General features: G+C 74.8%; 1 protein-coding gene. It reads right to left on the bottom strand.

Annotated features, from left to right (window positions below; genetic code table 11):
- Positions 1 to 365: DUF222 domain-containing protein (locus tag HCK04_RS40650; RefSeq protein WP_240972283.1), on the bottom strand; the 365-nt coding region annotated here is incomplete at its 3' end.
- Between the last annotated feature and the right edge of the window lie 16 nt (positions 366 to 381).

The following is a 381-nucleotide window of genomic DNA, read 5'->3' as shown; positions in this document are numbered from 1 at the left end:
CGCTCATCCCGCTCTTCCCCATCGGGGTCCAGCACCGCCCGCAGGTGGCGGCCGGCCTTGGCGACCTCCGCCGCCCCGGCCTTGCCGGCCAGGTCCACCAGGATCGGCTCGGCCAGGGTGGCTTGCTCGTCGGTTAGTCCGGCCACGGCGGCGCAGATGGCCTCCACCACCCCCGCCGCCAGCTCCCCTGTGGCGAACTTCTCCCGCACGACGGGGAGGCGGGGTAGTTCCGCGCCGAGGGTGAGCAGGCGGCCCGCACCGCCCACCGTCATCCCCCCACTGGTGCGCAACCAGCACCGGGTGGAGGCATGGCCATGCTGCCTGGCCTGTCCCGCACGGTGGACCCGGCCGACGCGGTCGGCCAGGGCGCTGGTGATCCGA

Origin of the sequence: Microbispora sp. CL1-1, assembly GCF_012034195.1 — a bacterium.
In the GTDB taxonomy this organism is placed as follows: Bacteria; Actinomycetota; Actinomycetes; order Streptosporangiales; family Streptosporangiaceae; genus Microbispora.
Note: the sequence above shows the minus strand (reverse complement) of the source record. Positions and strands in the feature narration are given on the sequence as shown.